The organism is Kitasatospora sp. NPDC059803, from assembly GCF_042732255.1.
Lineage (GTDB): Bacteria > Actinomycetota > Actinomycetes > Streptomycetales > Streptomycetaceae > Kitasatospora.
The window spans coordinates 1-13766 of the sequence record NZ_JBHWIJ010000117.1; the positions used below are offsets into that span (position 1 = coordinate 1).

At 73.0% G+C, this 13766-nt stretch carries 13 protein-coding genes; 6 read left to right on the forward strand and 7 right to left on the reverse strand.

Annotated features, from left to right (window positions below; translation table 11 throughout):
- Positions 1-170: 170 nt before the first annotated feature.
- The 6 genes from ACFV6I_RS19845 to ACFV6I_RS19870 form a co-directional block, all read right to left on the reverse strand.
- On the reverse strand, positions 171-1115 hold the full coding sequence (locus ACFV6I_RS19845; protein WP_063348894.1) for a beta-ketoacyl-ACP synthase III: 945 nt from the start codon (positions 1113-1115) through the stop codon (positions 171-173).
- 263 nt (positions 1116-1378) lie between these two features.
- On the reverse strand, positions 1379-2635 hold the full coding sequence (locus ACFV6I_RS19850; protein WP_380426659.1) for a L,D-transpeptidase family protein: 1257 nt from the start codon (positions 2633-2635) through the stop codon (positions 1379-1381).
- A gap of 112 nt (positions 2636-2747) precedes the next feature.
- Positions 2748-3911 (reverse strand): aminofutalosine synthase MqnE, encoded by a 1164-nt coding sequence (gene mqnE / locus ACFV6I_RS19855; RefSeq protein ID WP_063348893.1) that lies wholly within the window; start codon positions 3909-3911, stop codon positions 2748-2750.
- Positions 3912-3962: 51 nt separating this feature from the next.
- Entirely contained in the window at positions 3963-4925 is a 963-nt protein-coding gene (locus ACFV6I_RS19860; RefSeq protein WP_063348892.1) for a threonine/serine dehydratase, read from the reverse strand.
- A gap of 3 nt (positions 4926-4928) precedes the next feature.
- Complete coding sequence (locus ACFV6I_RS19865; protein WP_063348891.1) at positions 4929-5387, reverse strand: Lrp/AsnC family transcriptional regulator; 459 nt, start codon at positions 5385-5387, stop codon at positions 4929-4931.
- A 119-nt stretch (positions 5388-5506) separates the two neighbouring features.
- Positions 5507-6181 (reverse strand): UbiX family flavin prenyltransferase, encoded by a 675-nt coding sequence (locus ACFV6I_RS19870; protein ID WP_380426661.1) that lies wholly within the window; start codon positions 6179-6181, stop codon positions 5507-5509.
- 66 nt (positions 6182-6247) lie between these two features.
- Here ACFV6I_RS19870 and ACFV6I_RS19875 point away from each other — a divergent pair, with 66 nt between their 5' ends.
- The 3 genes from ACFV6I_RS19875 to ACFV6I_RS19885 all read left to right on the forward strand — a co-directional run bounded on the left by ACFV6I_RS19875 (position 6248) and on the right by ACFV6I_RS19885 (position 10078).
- On the forward strand, positions 6248-6991 hold the full coding sequence (locus ACFV6I_RS19875) for a cyclase family protein (protein WP_063348889.1): 744 nt from the start codon (positions 6248-6250) through the stop codon (positions 6989-6991).
- A 94-nt stretch (positions 6992-7085) separates the two neighbouring features.
- Positions 7086-7796, forward strand: coding sequence for an MOSC domain-containing protein (locus ACFV6I_RS19880; RefSeq protein WP_380338157.1), 711 nt, complete (start codon positions 7086-7088; stop codon positions 7794-7796).
- Between the two features lie 248 nt (positions 7797-8044).
- Positions 8045-10078 (forward strand): hypothetical protein, encoded by a 2034-nt coding sequence (locus ACFV6I_RS19885; RefSeq protein ID WP_380426663.1) that lies wholly within the window; start codon positions 8045-8047, stop codon positions 10076-10078.
- 134 nt (positions 10079-10212) lie between these two features.
- On the opposite strand, the gene ACFV6I_RS19890 is transcribed toward ACFV6I_RS19885, so the two are convergent.
- Positions 10213-10986 carry a TetR/AcrR family transcriptional regulator gene (locus ACFV6I_RS19890; protein WP_063351314.1) on the reverse strand — a complete coding sequence of 258 codons (774 nt, stop codon included), beginning with the start codon at positions 10984-10986 and terminating at the stop codon, positions 10213-10215.
- A 102-nt stretch (positions 10987-11088) separates the two neighbouring features.
- Here ACFV6I_RS19890 and ACFV6I_RS19895 point away from each other — a divergent pair, with 102 nt between their 5' ends.
- The 3 genes from ACFV6I_RS19895 (at position 11089) to gcvH (ending at position 13648) form a co-directional block, all read left to right on the forward strand.
- A complete protein-coding gene (locus ACFV6I_RS19895) occupies positions 11089-12315 on the forward strand; it encodes an FAD-dependent oxidoreductase (RefSeq protein ID WP_380426665.1) in 1227 nt (408 codons plus the stop codon).
- A 65-nt stretch (positions 12316-12380) separates the two neighbouring features.
- Positions 12381-13136, forward strand: coding sequence for an alpha/beta fold hydrolase (locus tag ACFV6I_RS19900; RefSeq protein ID WP_380426667.1), 756 nt, complete (start codon positions 12381-12383; stop codon positions 13134-13136).
- A 116-nt stretch (positions 13137-13252) separates the two neighbouring features.
- Positions 13253-13648, forward strand: coding sequence for a glycine cleavage system protein GcvH (gene gcvH / locus ACFV6I_RS19905; protein ID WP_380426669.1), 396 nt, complete (start codon positions 13253-13255; stop codon positions 13646-13648).
- Positions 13649-13766: the final 118 nt, after the last annotated feature.

A 13766-nucleotide genomic window follows, 5' to 3' on the forward strand; every position in this document is an offset into this window, starting at 1 on the left:
GCGGGCGGGGGGGGGCGCGCGGCGGTCGTTGGAGTGGAGGCCCGGCCCGACCGGCGCGCCCCCCTCGGACAGCGTGCGCCGCCCGACCACCACCCCGCCGCGCCCCCCCCCCCCCGGCCATGTTCGCGTCGCGGCCCCTCAGGGGCCCTCGGAAGCCCGGCTCCGCGCCGTCAGGGGCAGCGGACCACCTGGCCGGCGTAGGCGAGCCCGCCGCCGAAGCCGAAGAGCAGGACCGGGTCGCCCGGGGACAGCTCGCCGCGTTCGACCAGCTTGGAGAAGGCCAGCGGGATCGAGGCGGCCGAGGTGTTGCCGGAGTCGACCACGTCCCGGGCCACCACCGCGTCGGTGAGGCCCAGCTTGGCGGCGATCGAGTCGATGATCCGCAGGTTGGCCTGGTGCGGCACGAAGCCCTTCAGCTCCGACGGGTCGATCCCGGCCTGCTCGCAGGCCCGGCGGGCCAGCGGGGCGAGCTGGGTGGTGGCCCAGCGGAACACCGACTGGCCCTGCTGGCTGATCACCGGGTCCCAGCCGGTGATCACCACGGCGTCGCCCTTCTCCGGCTCGGAGCCCCAGACCACCGGGCCGATGCCGGGCTCGGCACCGTCCTCCTGGGCCTCGACCACCGCGGCGCCGGCGCCGTCGCCGAAGATCACGCAGGTGGTGCGGTCGGTCCAGTCCAGCGTGTCGGACATCCGCTCGGCGCCGATCACCAGCGCGCGGCGCGCCGCGCCGGCCCGGATCGCGTGGTCGGCGGTGGCCAGGGCGTACGAGAAGCCGGAGCAGACCGTGTTGATGTCGTACGCGGCGGGCGCCCGGACGCCGAGCCGGGCGGCCACGGCGGCGGCGGTGTTGGGGCTGCGCTCGATCGCGGTGCAGGTGGCGACCACGATCAGGTCGATCTCGTCGGCCGTCCGGCCGCTCTTGGCGAGCGCCTTCTGCGCGGCCTCGGTGGCGAGGTCGACCAGGGTCTCGCCCTCGGCGATGTGCCGGGTTCTGACGCCCACCCGGCTACGGATCCACTCGTCGTTGGTGTCGACGAGCGCCTCCAGGTCGTCGTTGGAGAGGACCTTGGGGGGCTGGTAGTGGCCGAGTGCCACAATGCGCGAACCGCTCATAGTGCCATGGAACCGGGTTACCCACTGGTCAGCGGGGCGCGCCCGGCTACAGGATCCGCCCCCGTGATCTGTAGGAGCCCGACAAGGGGCGTTGCGGCGACTGGCCTCCGGGCGCGCCGGGATCGACGCCGATGCGGACGACGGGGCGGGCACCGCCGCCGATGACGGGGCCGACACCGCCCGGAACACCGTGCGGACGCCGCCGGAACGCCGGTGTCGGGCCGGGGGCAGGTCGGGATCGGGCCGGGGGCGGAACGCCGGGGTCAGGCGGACAGCGAGGCGGCGTCGCCCATCACGATCACCGGGTGGGCCGCCGGGTCCAGGGTGCGGATCAGCTCGGCCATCTTGTCCTCGGGGATCGAGACGCAGCCGTGGGTGGGGCCGTCGTGGTCGACGTGGATCCAGATCCCGCCGCCCTTCTTCGCCCCCATCGGGCGGCGCGGGTCCAGCGGGGAGTTTCCGGGCACCCGGTTGTAGTTGATCGCGACCACGTAGTCGAAGGAGCCGGCCAGCTGGTCGCCGAAGAAGCCCGTCCCGGAGACCACGAAGCTCGGGTCCTTGTCGTACGGGAGCTTGCTGCCCGGGTCGGCCTTGCGGCCGCCCGCGTCGGAGAGCGCGAAGACGCCGATCGGGCTGCGCAGGTCGCCCTCGTTGTGGTCGGTGGTCCAGCCGTTGTTGCCGTTGTGGCCCTGCCAGGTCTCGCCGGCCAGCCAGCGGCCCTCGGGGGTGCGGGTCCAGAGGGTGACGGTGTTCTTGTTGCCGTTCTTGTCCTGGCCGGAGGCGAGCACCACCTGGGTGGTCTCGGTGGGTATCTTCGCGACGAAGTCGGCGCCGAGGCCGGGTATCGCGGCGACCGAGCCGTCCGCACGGACCTGGCTGCGGTCGGCGGCCGGGGGCTGGGTCTGCCGGTCGGCGGCGGCCCGGGCGGCGGGAGCCGGCTGGTCGGGCGTGCTGACGCCTTCCGGGCCGGGGCCGTCGGCGGCTGCGGCGACGGGCTTGGCGTCGTCCTGGCCGACGGTGTACCAGCCGGCGGCGGCCGCGACCAGCAGCGCGGTGCCGGCCATCACCGCCTTGCCGTGACGCTTCTTCTTCGCCTTCCGGCGGTGCCCCCGGGCGGCCGCCCGGGCACCCACGGGTGCCGCCACGGGCGGGGGCGTGGGCTGCCGGACGGGCTCCGGCTCGAACGCGTACACCGGTTCGGCGTCGTACACCGACTCGGGGGCGTACACCGGCTCGGCGTCGTACGCCGGCCCGGGGGCGTACACCGGCCCGGGGGCGACGAGCGGGTCGGGCCCGGCGGCGTACGGCTGGAACGGCTGGGATGGCTGGAACGGCTGCTCGTACGCCTCGAAGGACCCGTCAGGGGCCTGCGGGAGCTGCCCGTACTCGCCGTAGTGGTCCTGCCGGACGGGCTGCTGGTACGGCTCACCCGCCCCGTACGGCTGCTGCGGCACCCCGTACACCGGCTCCGCTATCGGCTCGTACGACGGGTACGTGGTGGCGCGATGAGAACCGGACATACCGCCGATCCTGCCAAACGGTGTACCGGTTGGTAAACCCGGGGCGGGTGCGGGGGCGGTGAAGAAACGCCGCCGCCCGGGCCGGGGCCCGGGCGGCGGGGGAGTTCTCCGGTCAGAGGCGCATCGCCTGCGGGGCCTCGCGGCGCCCCAGGTCCGGGCCCTCGTACTCGCGGATGATCTCGTAGCGGGTGTTGCGCTCGACCGGGCGGAAGCCGGCGTCGCGGATCAGGTCGAGCAGGTCGTCACGGCCCAGCTTGTTCGGGGTGCCGAAGTTGTCCGCGTCGTGGGTGATCTTGTACTCGACCACTGAGCCGTCCATGTCGTCCGCGCCGTGGCTGAGCGCCAGCTGGGCGGTGGTGACGCCGTGCATCACCCAGAAGACCTTGACGTGCGGGACGTTGTCGAAGAGCAGCCGGGAGACCGCGAAGGTCTTCAGCGCCTCGGCGCCGGTGGCCATCTCCGTGCGGGCCATCAGCTTGTTGCGCACGACGCCGTCCTTGGAGTCGTGGAAGTCGTGCTGGTAGCGCAGCGGGATGAAGACCTGGAAGCCGCCGGTCTCGTCCTGCAGCTCGCGCAGCCGCAGCACGTGGTCCACCCGGTGGCGGGGCTCCTCGATGTGGCCGTACAGCATGGTGGCCGGCGTCTTGAGGCCCTTGCTGTGGGCGAGGCGGTGGATCCGCGACCAGTCCTCCCAGTGGGTGTCGTGGTCGACGATGTGCTGGCGGACCTCCCAGTCGAAGATCTCCGCGCCGCCGCCGGTCAGCGACTCCAGGCCGGCGTCGATCAGCTCGTCCAGGATCTCGTCGGCGGGCAGGCCGCTGATCTTCTCGAACCAGTGGATCTCGGTGGCGGTGAAGGCCTTCAGCGAGACGTTCGGCAGGGCCGCCTTCAGCTCCCGCAGCGAGCGCGGGTAGTAGCGCCAGGGCAGGGTCGGGTGCAGGCCGTTGACGATGTGCAGCTCGGTGAGGGAGTCGACCTCCATCGCCTTGGCGAGCCGGACGGCCTCCTCGATGCGCATCGTGTAGGCGTCCTTCTCGCCCGGCTTGCGCTGGAACGAGCAGTACGCGCAGGACGCGCTGCACACGTTGGTCATGTTGAGGTGGCGGTTGACGTTGAAGTGGACGACGTCGCCGTTCTTCCGCGTCCGCACGTGGTGGGCCAGACCGCCCAGCCAGGCCAGGTCGTCGCTCTCGTAGAGCGCGATCCCGTCCTCGCGGGTCAGCCGCTCACCCGCGTAGACCTTCGCCTCCAGCTCGCGCTTCAGCCCTGCGTCCATGCGGTGCCCCGCCTCCTCCGACTTCGATTCCTTGCCGGACCGAGCGTACGCCTATGCCGACAGCAGCTCAGCGAGCAGTGCGGGGTCGATGTTGCCACCACTGACCACGGCCGCGACCGTCCGGCCCCCGGTCTCGGCGGCGCGGTGGAAGTAGGCTGCCGGGGCGACCGCGCCGGAGGGCTCGGCGACCAGCCGGCCGCGGCGGGCCAGCAGGGCGACGGTGGCGCGGATCTCGTCCTCGGTGACGGTGACGATGTCGTCCACGTACGCGGTCAGGTGCTCGAAGGGCAGCTCGCCGACCGACGGGGTACGCAGGCCGTCCGCGATGGTCCGGTAGGTGTCGGCGACCGGCCAGGCCAGCCGGCGGCCGGCCCGGAAGCTGGCCTGCGCGTCGGCGGCCAGCTCCGGTTCCACGCCGATCACCCGGATGCCCGGGCGGGTGAGCTTGAGCGCGGCCGCCGTCCCGGAGATCAGGCCGCCGCCGCTGACCGGCACCAGGACGGTGTCCAGCCCGGCCGGGGCGTCCTCGGCGATCTCCAGGCCGACCGTGCCCTGGCCCGCGATGATGAACGGGTCGTCGTACGGCGGCACCCAGACGTAGCCGTGCCGCTCGGCCAGTTCGGCGGGCAGGGTGTCCCGCTCCTCCGGCGACACCAGGACCACCTCGGCGCCGAACCCCCGGGTGGACTCCACCTTCACCGCCGGCGAGGTGTCCGGCATCACGATCACGGCCTTGATGCCGAGCAGCGCCGCCGCGTACGCCACCGCCTGCGCGTGGTTGCCGCTCGACTGGGCGACCACGCCACGGGCCCGCTCGGCCTCGGTGAGCGCGGCCAGCCGGTTGTACGCGCCGCGGGTCTTGAAGGCCCCGGTCGGCTGGAGGTTCTCGGGCTTCAGCCAGAGCCGGCGCTCCCCCTCGTCCGCCCACGGGGCGGGAACCAGCGGGGTGCGCACGGCCACCCCCGCGATCCGCTGCCGAGCGGCGCGCAGCTCCTCCAGACCGACCAGTGCCATCCGTCACTCTCCTTCGGGAGGGAGTTCGCTCACCCGGTTCTCCCACTTCGTGGAGAGTACGACGGTGGTGCGGGTGCGGGCCACGCCTTTCGTGCCCGAGATCCGCTTGACCACCGACTCCAGGCCAGCCACGTCGGCCACCCTGACCTTGAGCATGTAGGAGTCGTCACCCGCGATGAACCAGCAGTCCTCGACCTCGTTGAGGTCCTTGAGCCGGTGCGCGACGTCCTCGTGATCGGCGGCGTCGGTCAGCTGAAGGCCGATCAGGGCCGTGACGCCGAAGCCGAGCGAGGCCGGATTGACCGTCGCGCGGTAGCCGGTGATGACACCGGCCTGCTCCAGTCGGTTGATCCGGTCCGTGACGCTCGGGCCGGAGAGCCCGACCAGCCGGCCCAGCTCGGCGTAGGACGCGCGGCCGTTCTCCCGGAGCGCCTGGATGAGCTGTCTGTCCACCGTGTCCATATACCGTCCGCGTCCTTCCGAACCTCACCAGACCCACAGATCATTATCCGGATTCCAAGGCGCCATGCGCGGAACAACCCGGATATCGCAGAGAAGATACTCTCCCGCCCACGGCCTCCTCACTCCCCCTCAGCCGACACGCTGCCGTTCTCGTCGGCCCGGCGGGCCGCCGCCCCCAACTCCCCTTCCCAGCGCAGGTACAGGGAATGCGGGACGCCGACCGCGTCCAGCACCCGGCCGGCCACGAAGTCGACGAGTTCCCGCACGGTCGAGCCGCCGGCGTAGAACCCGGGAGAGGCGGGGAGGACGACGGCGCCCTGCGCGTCGAGCTCCACCAGGTGCTTCAACGTCACCCCGTTGAGTGGCGCCTCGCGCACGCACACGACCAGCGGGCGGCGCTCCTTGAGGGTGACGCTGGCCACCCGCTGCAGCAGGTCCTTGCTCAGGCCGAGCGCGATCCCGGCCACCGCGCCGGTGGTCGCGGGCACCACCAGCATGCCCTTGGCCGGGTACGAGCCGCTGGACGGGCCGGCCGCGAAGTCCCCGGCGGGCCAGTAGCGGACGTCGTCCAGGCCCTCGTCGGAGCCCAGCCAGGCGGCCAGGTCGGCGCGCCAGTGGGCGTCCCGGAAGGAGATGCCGGTCTCGTCGAGGATGGTGAGCCGGGCGGCTCGGCTGACGATCAGGTCCACCGGCTCCCCGGCGGCGAGCAGCGCCCGGACCACCGAGGCGGCGTACGGCGTCCCCGACGCACCAGAGACCCCGACCACCCACGGCTGACGCTTGACTGTTCCCATGTCCCATTTCTATCCGGACTCACCCGGTCGGGCCTCATCCGCGGGCTCCCCTGGAAGGATGGGGGCATGGCAGCGACCCTCGTCGACCTCACCCATCAGGTGACCACCGCGATGCCGGTCTACCCCGGCGATCCGGCCGTCCTGTTGGAGCCCGCGCTCACCACCGCCACCGCCGGGGTGAACGTGCTGGCCCTGCACCTCGGCTCGCAGTCCGGGACGCACGTGGACGCGCCCTACCACGTGGACGTCACCTGGCCGACCCTGGACGGGCTGCCGCTGGAGCGGTTCACCGGCCCCGCGGTGCTCGCCGACCTGCGCGGGCTGGAGCCCCGGGCCGCCGTCACCCCCGAGCTGCTCGCGCCCGCCCTGGCGCGCGTCGGCGAGGGGTCCGTCCTGCTGCTCGCCACCGGCTGGGCCCGGCACTGGGGCACCGACGCCTACCTCGCGCACCCCAGCCTGACCGCGGCCGCCGCCGAGGCGATCGTCGCCGCCGGGGTGCGGACCGTCGGGGTGGACGCGCTGAGCGTCGACCCCACCCCCGACCCGGGCCCGGGCGACCCGGCGGTCGCCGCGCTGCTCGCGGACCTCACCGACGAGCACGACCAGCCCGGCGCCGACGAGCCGACCCTCGCCGCGCACCGGGTGCTGCTGGGGGCGCCCGGCGGCGGGGTGATCGCCGAGAACCTGACCGATCTGCGGGCGCTGCTGGACGCCCAGGAGGCCGGGCGGCCGGTCGAGGTGTCGCTGTTCCCGCTGCGGCTGGCGGCGGCGGACGGTGCGCCGGTCCGGGCGGTGGCACGGCTGGGCTAGGGAGTTCGAAGACCCGCCCCGGAGCGTTCCGGCCAGTCGCCGCACGGGACTTGGTCTAGACCATCCCCCGGCGCCGCCGCTACGCTGTCCGCCCATGGCAGAGATCATCGGAGTGATCGAGCGACTCTGGCGCTACCCCGTGAAGTCCACCGGCGGCGAGCGGCTCGACTCCGTCGAGGTGGACGAGCGCGGCCTGGCCGGCGACCGCCTCTACGCCGTCCGCGACGCGGACGGCAAGCTCGGCTCAGGCAAGAACACCCGCCGCTTCCGCCGGATGGACGGCCTGCTCCGCCTCTCCGCCCGCCTCGGCCACCGGATCGACGGCCCCGAACTGTTCGACCCGCTCGGCCACCCGGTCGCCGACCCGGCCGCCTTCCTGCGCGCCTACCTCCAGCGCGAGGACGTCGAACTCGCCCGCGAGGACGCCGTCTCCCACTTCGACCAGCTGCCGGTCAGCGTGCTCACCACCGCCACCCTGGACTGGGTCCGCGAGGCCGCCCCCTTCACGGTGGTCGACGAGCGCCGGTTCCGCCCCAACATCCTGCTGCGGACGCCCCCGGGCACCCCGCCCTTCGTCGAGGACGGCTGGTTCGGCCGGGAGGGGCAGGGCGGCACCGGCGCCCGCCTCGCCTTCGTCCGCTCCAGCGAGCGCTGCGCGATGACCGGCGCCCCGCAGCCGGGGCTGCCGCACGCCCCCGAGATCCTCAAGGCGATCGTGCACGCCCACGACGGCCGGCTCGACGCCCTCGCCGAGGTCGCCGCCCCCGGGCGGCTGAGCGTGGGCGACGAGCTCGCGCTGCACTGAGCCCGGCGGGCGCTGGAGAGCGGAACCGCAGGTCAGGGCGGTCTCAGAGATTTTCGAAAAAACTTTTGGATCACCTGCAACCCCGGCGGCCGCCGCACGTCTATGTCAGTGAGAGGCGGGGAAGCCCGCCGAACCCGGACCGCGAGAGGCGCTGGGGGCGACGCCCTCGAACTTCGGGTCCGACTCCAAGCACACGTACCGGCCGGCGGCTGAAATGCCGACGGCAGAACACCCCGGGGGGTATTTCCATGTCCGTTGTCCGCGCCCGTCGCTCCCGCTCCACCGTCCTCACCGCCGCCACCCTCGGCGTGCTGCTGGCCACCGGCGCGGTGCTGTCCTCCCCGGCCGCGTACGCCGCCGAGGCACCGGCCACCGCCACCGCCCCCGCCGCGCCGGCCGCCGAGGCCACGGCCGACAAGCCGTCGCTGAAGGTCAACGCGCCGGCGACGGTCGGCCGCGGCGGGCAGCCGGTCGAGTTCGCCGAGACCATCACGAACCCCGGCACCACCGAGGCCTCGTTCACGCTGAGGATCGGCACGAGCGGCGCGGGCCCCATCGCGACGCACGCCATCAAGGTCGACTACCGCGACGCGGACGGCACCTGGAAGCCCGTCGCCGACACCGTCCCCGGCCTGACCGTCGCCGCCGGTGCCACCAGGACCGTCCAGCTGCGCCTCACCACCGAGCTCGCCGCCTACTGGTCCAACCAGGACTCGACCGTCACGCTCAGCTCCGCCGTCCTCGACGCGACCGGCACCACCGTCCTCGCCGAGAGCACCGACCAGGTCGCGGCCAAGGCCATCACCGTGCAGGTCAAGGACGCGCCGACCACCGCCGTCGCCGGCGGCGCCCCGGTCGAGTTCGACGTCACCGTGAACAACCCCAGCGCCTCGCGCTACACCACCGTCGACAAGGTCGTGGAGGCGGACAAGCACAGCACGCTCCAGGTGCGGAAGGCCGACGGCAGCTGGGAGAACATCACCGGCACCGCCAGCAGCCAGCCGGGCTCCGACCGCGTCACGTACCACCTCACCGACGACAGGACCATCGCCGCCGGCAGCAGCGACACCCGGCACGTCCGCTTCGCGTTCACCGCCGACGCCCCGCTCGGCACGGCCTACATCCACCCGTGGGCGATGCTCGACCAGGGCGCCGGGGCCATGCAGGCGATCGTCGGCCCCCAGTTCGTCGCGATTGACGTCACCGCCGCCCCGGTCGCCGCCAAGCCGGCGCTGACCATCCAGGAGCCGGCCCCGATCGGGTACGGCGGCGAGCCCGTCGAGTTCTCCGAGACCGTCACCAACCCGGGCACCACCGAGGCCCCGTTCACCCTGAAGCTCAACGTGAGCAACGTGCACGCCCGGGTTCACGACGCGTTCGCCATCGAGTACCGCGACGCCGACGGCACCTGGAAGCCCGTCGAGCTGACCTTCAAGCAGAGCGACAAGACCTTCAACTTCAGCGGCAAGGTCACCGGCCTGACCGTCCCCGCCGGCGCCACCAAGACCTTCCAGCTGCGGCTCGCCGCCGTGGGGAACAACGACACGGGCGGCTACAACCTGCCGACCAAGCTCTACTCCGCCGTCGTCGACCCGGCGGCCGAGGACACCGTGCTCGCCGAGGCCACCAAGGACGTCACGGTGAAGTCCCTGGTCGTCCAGCTCAAGAACGCGCCGACCACCGCCGTCGCCGGCGGCGCCCCGGTCGAGTTCGACGTCGCCGTCAACAACCCCAGCGCCTCCCGCTACGACAAGCTCGCCACCATCCTGTGGGCCGACTCGCACAGCGTCCTGGAGATGCAGAAGGCCGATGGCGCCTGGGAGACCGTGCCCGGCACCCCGGGCCCCCAGGCCGGCGGCCCCGTCCGCTACCTCCTCAGCGGCGACGCCCTCGCGGCAGGCGCGACCATCACCAAGCACGTCCGCCTCGCCTACACCGCCGAGGCCAAGGTCGGCCAGACCTCCGTCGACCCGTCCGCCGTCATCAACGAGGGCACCGCCCACGCCGCCAGCGCGAGCCCGCAGGGCAACGCGATCCAGGTCACTACCGACACTTCCGGCATCGGCACCGGCCCCGTCATCCGGACCAGCTACACCACCGGCACCGCCGACGAGACCGACACCACCAGCACCACCAGCACCACTGGCACCGCCCAGCTGGCGGGCGGCGAGCTCGCCCACACCGGGTCGGACGGTGTCATCAAGACCGCGGCGGGCGCCGCCGCCCTGCTCGTCAGCGGCATCGGCGCGCTCTTCGTCGCGCGCCGCCGCCGCAGCGCCTGACCGCCCCCGTCCGAGCCCCGGCTCCCCGGCTCCCCGGCTTCGCCCGGCGGGCCGGGGCTCGGCGTTTTCCGGGAGAGCTCGGTGCTTTCCGGCAGACACGTCCCAGGAACGGATCAGGCAGTCTCCCGGCCCCGCTACGGCAGGGCGACCGCCCGCAGGTAGGCCTCGGCGAAGAGGTCGATGGACTCCTCCAGCGAGGGCAGTCCGGCGCCGAGCGCCGGTTCGAGGACCGGCCGCAGCAGGATGTGGTTGATCAGCGGGCCGAACAGCAGTTGGACCAGCACCGGGAGCGGCAGCGGACGCAGCCGTCCGGCCTCGATGTACGGCAGCAGCAGCCGGCCGAGGCCGTCGAACAGTCGCGGCAGGTGGGCCGCCATCATCCGGGAGGCGGGGCCGTCCGGTCGGGCGAACAGGTCGGCGAAGACCGCCGGCATGACCCGGGGCTGGCGGTCGAAGGCCGCGGCGAAGGCGCGGTGGAGCGCCCGGACGGTGTCCTCCAGGCGTTCCGGCGGGTTCGCGGCGAGCGCTTCCAGGTCCGGCAGCGGGCCGTACTGGAGGAAGACGGCGGTGAGCAGGCCGTCCCGGCCCTCGAAGACGGTGTGCAGGCTGGGCAGCGAGCACTCGGCGCGGTCTGCCACGGCGTCCAGGGTGACCCCGCCCAGGCCGCGTTCGGCCACCAGCCCGGCCGCCGCCGCGATCGCGCGCTCCCGTACCGGCGGCCGTCCGCCCGGGTCGACGCCCGCCTGCCGGACCGCCTCGTCCAGCGGCGCCCGGCAGCCGCCGAGCCTGCGCAGCAGGGTGCTGCGGGAGATGCCGGCCGTCGCGGCGATCGCCGTCAGCGGGACGTCCGCGACGTCCTGGCCCCGGTCCTTCGCCGCCGTGAGGGCGGCCGCCACCAGATCCTTCATGTGGAGCAGCATACTACTTGACACCTGAGACAGTTCCAGAGACTCTGTAAATGCAAGTTCCACACGGAAGGTGATCAACCGAGCACAGCAAGGGAGAGAGCCATGAGCGTCGTGATCTCCGGGGGCGGACCGGCCGGAATGATGTTGGGCCTGCTGCTGGCCCGGGCGGGTGTCGAGGTGACCGTGCTGGAGAAGCACGGGGACTTCCTGCGGGACTTCCGCGGCGACACCGTCCACGCCTCCACCGTGCGACTGATGGACGAACTCGGCCTCGGCCGGAAGTTCGCCGCGCTGCCGCAGAGCCGGCTCGGCAACCTGGTGGTGCCGGTGCCCGGCGTCGGCCAAGTCCCGCTGAGCGCCTACGACCGGCTGCCCGCGCCGTACAACTACATCGCGATGATGCCGCAGTGGGACCTGCTCAACTTCCTCGTCGAGGAAGCCCGGCGGGAGCCCACCTTCACCCTGCGGATGAACACCGAGGCCACCGGACTGATCCGGGAGGGCGGCCGGGTGGCCGGCGTGCGCTACCGCACCCGGGACGGCGAGCAGGGCGAGCTCCGCGCCGACCTCACCGTCGGCACCGACGGCCGGCACTCCACCCTGCGCAAGGCGGCCGGGCTGGTGGCCGAGGAGTACCCGGTGCCCTTCGACGTCTGGTGGTTCCGCCTGCCCCGGCACGCGGAGGAGCAGGCCGCGCCGCCCAGCCTCGTCGCCGGCTTCGGCGACGGCGAGCTGGCCCTCAGCATCGCCCGCGACAGCTACTTCCAGATCGCCTACTTCAAGCCGAAGGGCTCCGACCCGCAGCTGCGCGCCGAAGGCGTGGAGCGCTTCCGCGAGCGGATCGCCCGGCTGCTGCCCCAGTACGCCGACCGCGTCGACCAGTTGGCGGGCATGGACGACGTCCACATGCTCGACGCCCGGCTCAACCGGCTGGACCGCTGGTACACCGACGGGCTGCTGCTGATCGGCGACGCCGCCCACGCGATGTCCCCGGCCGGCGGGGTGGGCATCAACCTCGCCATCCAGGACGCCGTCGCGGCCGCCACCCTGCTCGCCGAGCCGCTGCTGCGCGGCCGCCCGACCACCGCCGCGCTCGCCCGGGTGCAACGGCGACGCCAGATGCCGACGGTGGTCATCCAGCGGCTGCAACGGATCCTGCACGGCGTGATGTTCGTCCCGGCGCTCACCGGCCGGCGGTCCGGCCCGCCGATGGGATTCGCCGCGCTCGTCCGCCACGTCCCGGCGGTCCGGCTGGGCATCTCCCGCCTGATCGCCTTCGGCCCCCGCCCCGAACACGCCCCGGACTTCGCCCGACGGCCCATGGCGTAGCCGCCCGCCGCACGGGCCGGCGACCGGCCGTTCGGGCGGGAGGCTTCCGGGGAAGGACCGATGGCATGACGATCCCTCACCGCTCGACCGGCACCGGCGACCACCACGTCCTGGTCCTGCACGACTGGTTCGGCACCAGCGCGGGCTGGGGCCCCTTCCTCGACTACCTCGACGGCAGGGCCTTCAGCTACGCGTTCCTCGACTACCGGGGCTACGGGGAACGCAAGGACGTCACCGGCTCCTACACACTCGCCGAGATCGCCGCCGACGCGCTCGCCCTGGCCGACCAACTCGGCTGGGACCGCTTCTCGCTGATCGGCCACTCGATGGGCGGCAAGGCCGCGCAGCAGGTGCTGGCCGAGGCGCCGCTGCGGGTGCGCAAGCTCGTCGGCCTGGCACCCGTACCCGCCGGGGCCTACCCGCTGGACGCCGACGGCGAGGCGCTGTTCTACGGCGCCGCCGAGGACCGCGAGAAGCGGTACGCGATCCTCGACCTGGTCACCGGGCAGCGGGCGGGCCGGGTCTGGCTGGACCGCATGGTCGACCAGTCGCTCCGGCTCTCCACGCCCGAGGCCTTCGGCGGGTACGTGCGGGACTGGGCGACGGCCGACCTGGAACGCCGCATCAACGGGAACCCCGTCCCCGTCAAAGTGATCGTGGGCACACACGACCTCGCCCTGACCGCCGACGTGATGCGCGGCACCTGGCTCGCCCACTACCCCAACGCCGAACTGGAGGAGCTCGACGGCAGCGGCCACTACCCGATGTACGAGACGCCGGTGGCACTGGCCACCTCGCTGGAGTCCTTCCTGCACAACTGACACCCGCCTTCACCCGACCGGGTGCGCTTCGCGGCGAGGGGCGGGGACCTGTAGCAGGCTCCTCCACATGACTGACGATCCGTCAGTGCAGTTGCCTCGACCTCGCGGAGATCCCCATGGCCAACGTCCCGAAAGACCTCAAGTACACCAAGGACCACGAGTGGGTGCGGACCACCGGCAAGGACAAGGCCCGTGTGGGCATCACCGACTTCGCGCAGAAGCAGCTCGGTGACGTCGTCTTCGCCGACATCCCCACCATGGGGAAGCAGCTCGAATCCGGCGAAGCGTTCGGCACGGTGGAGTCCGTCAAGGCGGTGAGCGAGATCTTCATGCCGCTCACCGGAACGGTCGCCGCGGTGAACGAGGGCCTGAACGACGAACCCGAGCTGATCAACACGGACCCGTACGGCGACGGCTGGATCATCGAGCTCACCGTCGCCCAGCCTGACGAGCTGAAGCAGTTGCTCACGGCCGCCCAGTACGAGGCCTTCATCTCCAGCCGTTCGGAGTAGCCACCCCGGGCCGAGGGGGGGCGCCGCGGGGGGCGGCCCCCCCCCGGGTGGCCGCGCCGCCGCCCGCGCGCGTGCGGGGGCCGCGGCGGGCGCGGGGGGCGGGGGGGGGCCCCCCCCC

What these genes read in the sequence shown, in the direction of transcription:
- ACFV6I_RS19845 (WP_063348894.1), bottom strand. Translation starts at nt 1,115, where the DNA reads ATGAGCGGTTCGCGCATTGTGGCACTCGGCCACTACCAGCCCCCCAAG.
- ACFV6I_RS19850 (WP_380426659.1), bottom strand. Translation starts at nt 2,635, where the DNA reads ATGTCCGGTTCTCATCGCGCCACCACGTACCCGTCGTACGAGCCGATA.
- mqnE (WP_063348893.1), bottom strand. Translation starts at nt 3,911, where the DNA reads ATGGACGCAGGGCTGAAGCGCGAGCTGGAGGCGAAGGTCTACGCGGGT.
- ACFV6I_RS19860 (WP_063348892.1), bottom strand. Translation starts at nt 4,925, where the DNA reads ATGGCACTGGTCGGTCTGGAGGAGCTGCGCGCCGCTCGGCAGCGGATC.
- ACFV6I_RS19865 (WP_063348891.1), bottom strand. Translation starts at nt 5,387, where the DNA reads ATGGACACGGTGGACAGACAGCTCATCCAGGCGCTCCGGGAGAACGGC.
- ACFV6I_RS19870 (WP_380426661.1), bottom strand. Translation starts at nt 6,181, where the DNA reads ATGGGAACAGTCAAGCGTCAGCCGTGGGTGGTCGGGGTCTCTGGTGCG.
- ACFV6I_RS19875 (WP_063348889.1), top strand. Translation starts at nt 6,248, where the DNA reads ATGGCAGCGACCCTCGTCGACCTCACCCATCAGGTGACCACCGCGATG.
- ACFV6I_RS19880 (WP_380338157.1), top strand. Translation starts at nt 7,086, where the DNA reads ATGGCAGAGATCATCGGAGTGATCGAGCGACTCTGGCGCTACCCCGTG.
- ACFV6I_RS19885 (WP_380426663.1), top strand. Translation starts at nt 8,045, where the DNA reads ATGTCCGTTGTCCGCGCCCGTCGCTCCCGCTCCACCGTCCTCACCGCC.
- ACFV6I_RS19890 (WP_063351314.1), bottom strand. Translation starts at nt 10,986, where the DNA reads ATGAAGGATCTGGTGGCGGCCGCCCTCACGGCGGCGAAGGACCGGGGC.
- ACFV6I_RS19895 (WP_380426665.1), top strand. Translation starts at nt 11,089, where the DNA reads ATGAGCGTCGTGATCTCCGGGGGCGGACCGGCCGGAATGATGTTGGGC.
- ACFV6I_RS19900 (WP_380426667.1), top strand. Translation starts at nt 12,381, where the DNA reads ATGACGATCCCTCACCGCTCGACCGGCACCGGCGACCACCACGTCCTG.
- gcvH (WP_380426669.1), top strand. Translation starts at nt 13,253, where the DNA reads ATGGCCAACGTCCCGAAAGACCTCAAGTACACCAAGGACCACGAGTGG.